General features: G+C 42.6%; 3 protein-coding genes. 1 reads left to right on the top strand and 2 read right to left on the bottom strand.

Going from position 1 to position 3214, the window contains the following annotated elements:
- Positions 1 to 70: 70 nt before the first annotated feature.
- Complete coding sequence (gene ntdP / locus GMD4S_RS07530) at positions 71 to 604, top strand: nucleoside tri-diphosphate phosphatase (RefSeq protein WP_000775318.1); 534 nt, start codon at positions 71 to 73, stop codon at positions 602 to 604.
- Positions 605 to 674: 70 nt separating this feature from the next.
- Here ntdP and GMD4S_RS07525 read toward each other — a convergent pair whose 3' ends face one another.
- Together GMD4S_RS07525 and groL are read right to left on the bottom strand one after the other, a co-directional pair.
- Positions 675 to 1442, bottom strand: a complete 768-nt coding sequence (locus tag GMD4S_RS07525) for an epoxyqueuosine reductase QueH (RefSeq protein ID WP_000567566.1) — start codon at positions 1440 to 1442, stop codon at positions 675 to 677.
- Positions 1443 to 1567: 125 nt separating this feature from the next.
- Positions 1568 to 3190: a chaperonin GroEL gene (gene groL / locus GMD4S_RS07520; protein WP_000031559.1), complete on the bottom strand. Its 1623-nt coding sequence runs from the start codon at positions 3188 to 3190 to the stop codon at positions 1568 to 1570.
- Positions 3191 to 3214: the final 24 nt, after the last annotated feature.

The raw sequence follows: 3214 nt of genomic DNA, 5'->3' as shown, positions 1-3214 counted from the left end.
AAAAAAATTAGACCGATTTATGATATAATAGTAAACGATAAACTTATAAATTGTAGAAAGTTGGTTAGTTATGAAACTTCCAAAAGAAGGCGACTTTATTACAATTCAAAGTTATAAGCATGATGGGAGTCTTCACCGTACTTGGCGGGACACCATGGTACTAAAAACAACAGAGAACGCCATTATCGGCGTCAACGACCACACACTTGTTACCGAAAGTGACGGTCGTCGTTGGGTGACTCGAGAACCGGCTATTGTTTACTTTCACAAAAAATATTGGTTTAATATCATTGCTATGATTCGCGATAATGGGATTTCCTACTATTGCAATATGGCTAGCCCCTACTATCTAGATGAGGAAGCCCTAAAATACATTGATTATGATTTGGATGTCAAGGTCTTCACTGATGGCGAAAAGCGCCTCTTGGACGTTGAAGAGTATGAGCGCCATAAACGCAAAATGAAGTATTCTGATGATTTAGACTATATTTTGAAAGAGCATGTTAAAATCCTTGTTGATTGGATCAACAATGGACGCGGTCCTTTCTCAGAGGCCTATGTCAACATTTGGTACAAACGCTACATAGAACTAAAGAATCGGTAAAGTTGTCAAACCGGGGTGAGAGCCCTGGTTTTTTTATTTGAAAAACCCAGCTTTTCAGCTGGGTTGATTGCTATATATCTAATTTAGTAACAGTGAACTTGATGTGGGAATAGTCTTTTTCAACATCCTTATCCAACAAGAAAGCCGTGGCATCCTTCTTAATCTGAACAAGATCAATATTCTGAGCTTGAGCTGCATAGACGCATCCACAATAACATTGACGATAAATATCATACTCCTCGCACATCTCCACCGAACGCTTGTAGCCTTGATTTTTCTTGAAATCACTTGGGAGATAGTGGGTGGTATAAATCTTTTGCACATCAATTCCGATGCTGTTGATGGTTTGAGAATTCTTATGGGGACTGATGGTCAAGGCTGAACCAAAGTAGTCAAAGCCCAAATCCATAGCCACTTGCGCTGTTTTGTCCAAACGGTAATCAAAACAAACCTTGCAACGGTCGCCACCTTCGGGTTCTTCTTCCAGTCCTCTGACTAACTTCCGGTATTCATTTGGTTCGTAGGGAGCTTCTAGGTACTGAACCGTATTGCCTGTTCGCTCATTGAAATCACTGACAAATTTCTTGGTGACGTAAGCCCGCTTGTGGTATTCTGCCTTGGGATGGATATTGGAATTGGCAAAATAGATAGTCACATCAGCGTATTTGGTCAGGTATTCTAGGGTGTAGGTACTACAAGGAGCACAGCAAACATGCATGAGAATAGTGGGACGTTGCTCATTTTTCTCCCAAACTTGAACCATTTTTTGCATAACACGGTCATAATTAATCTTCTGATTGGGATTCATCTTGCTCAGAATTTCTTCTACATCGATCATGTTCTTCTCCTTCTTCTAGTCTTATTTTATCATATAAGTTAGGAGAGCTCAAATCAATTTTAGAAGAGAAAATCATAAAAGGAGGGAATGTTCTTCCCTCCTTTTGTGTTTTTTATAAGTTACTTTTACATCATCCCGCCCATCATACTTGGATCCATTGCTGGAGCTGGGGCTGCTGGTTCCGGTTTATTGGCTACGACTGCTTCTGTTGTCAAAATCAAGCTGGCTACAGATGCTGCATTTTGAAGGGCTGAACGGCTCACTTTAACTGGGTCGATGATTCCCTCTTCAATCATGTTGACCCACTCACCAGTTGCTGCGTTGAAGCCTGTACCAACTTCAGCATTCTTCAAGCGGTCAATAACAATAGAACCTTCGAATCCTGCATTGTGGGCGATTTGACGAACAGGTTCTTCCAAGGCACGGAGAACAATATTGCGTCCTGTCGCTTCATCTCCTGTCAATTCCAAATCAGCTACGGCTGGAATAACATTTACAAGAGCTGTTCCACCACCTGCAACGATTCCTTCTTCAACGGCTGCACGAGTAGCGTTGAGGGCATCTTCAATGCGGAGTTTCATTTCTTTCAACTCAGTTTCAGTTGCAGCTCCGACCTTGATAACTGCGACACCACCTGACAATTTCGCCAAGCGTTCTTGCAATTTTTCACGATCAAATTCAGAAGTTGTGGTTTCGATTTGAGACTTGATAACCGCAACACGGTGGGAAATGGCTTCAGGATTGCCCGCACCTTCTACGATAACCGTACTGTCTTTGTCCACAGTCACTCTCGCTGCTTGACCAAGCGCCTCAATAGTAGCGTCCTTCAACTCAAGGCCAAGATCTTCTGTGATAACAGTTCCACCTGTCAAGATGGCGATGTCTTCCAACATAGCCTTACGACGGTCCCCAAAGCCAGGGGCCTTAACTGCTACTACGTTGAAGGTTCCACGAATCTTGTTCAATACAAGAGTAGGAAGAGCTTCACCATCCACATCATCTGCAATAATCAAGAGTGGACGATTGCTTTGAAGAATACTTTCTAGAAGCGGCAAGATTTCTTGGATATTGGAAATCTTCTTGTCAGTAATCAAAATGTATGGATTTTCAAGATCAGCCACCATTTTTTCGCTATCCGTCACCATGTACTGTGATAGATAACCGCGGTCAAACTGCATTCCTTCAACGACTTCAAGCTCTGTTTCCATACCACGTGATTCTTCAATAGTGATGACTCCATCTTTGCCAACTTTTTCCATGGCTTCAGAAATGTATTCACCGACTTTCTCAGAACGAGAAGATACGGCAGCAACCTGAGCGATGGCTTCTTTATTAGCAACTGGAATGGCATTGTTTTTCAAGGCTTCTACAGCTGCGGCAACTGCAGCTTCAATCCCCCGACGAATACCGATTGGGTTGGCACCCGCAGTAACGTTTTTGATTCCTTCGCGGACGATAGCTTGAGTCAAGACTGTTGCAGTTGTCGTTCCGTCACCTGCGATATCATTGGTCTTTGAAGCGACTTCTGATACCAACTTGGCACCCATATTTTCAAAATGGTCTTCCAACTCGATTTCTTTGGCAATGGTCACACCGTCATTGGTGATGAGTGGTGAGCCAAATGATTTTTCCAACACAACGTTACGACCTTTTGGTCCCAAGGTTACTTTAACAGTATCTGCAAGGATATCGACACCACGGACCATAGCTGAACGAGCATCAGATGAAAATTTAATTTCTTTTGACATACTTACTTTCTCCTTCTATTCTTC

Source organism: Streptococcus sp. GMD4S, from assembly GCF_000296955.1.
The sequence above is the reverse complement of the archived record's forward strand: the minus strand, read 5'-3'. Positions and strand labels throughout refer to the sequence as shown.

Bases quoted from the DNA above. Each gene is read 5' to 3' on its own strand.
- ntdP (WP_000775318.1), top strand. From the start codon at position 71: ATGAAACTTCCAAAAGAAGGCGACTTTATTACAATTCAAAGTTATAAG.
- GMD4S_RS07525 (WP_000567566.1), bottom strand. From the start codon at position 1,442: ATGATCGATGTAGAAGAAATTCTGAGCAAGATGAATCCCAATCAGAAG.
- groL (WP_000031559.1), bottom strand. From the start codon at position 3,190: ATGTCAAAAGAAATTAAATTTTCATCTGATGCTCGTTCAGCTATGGTC.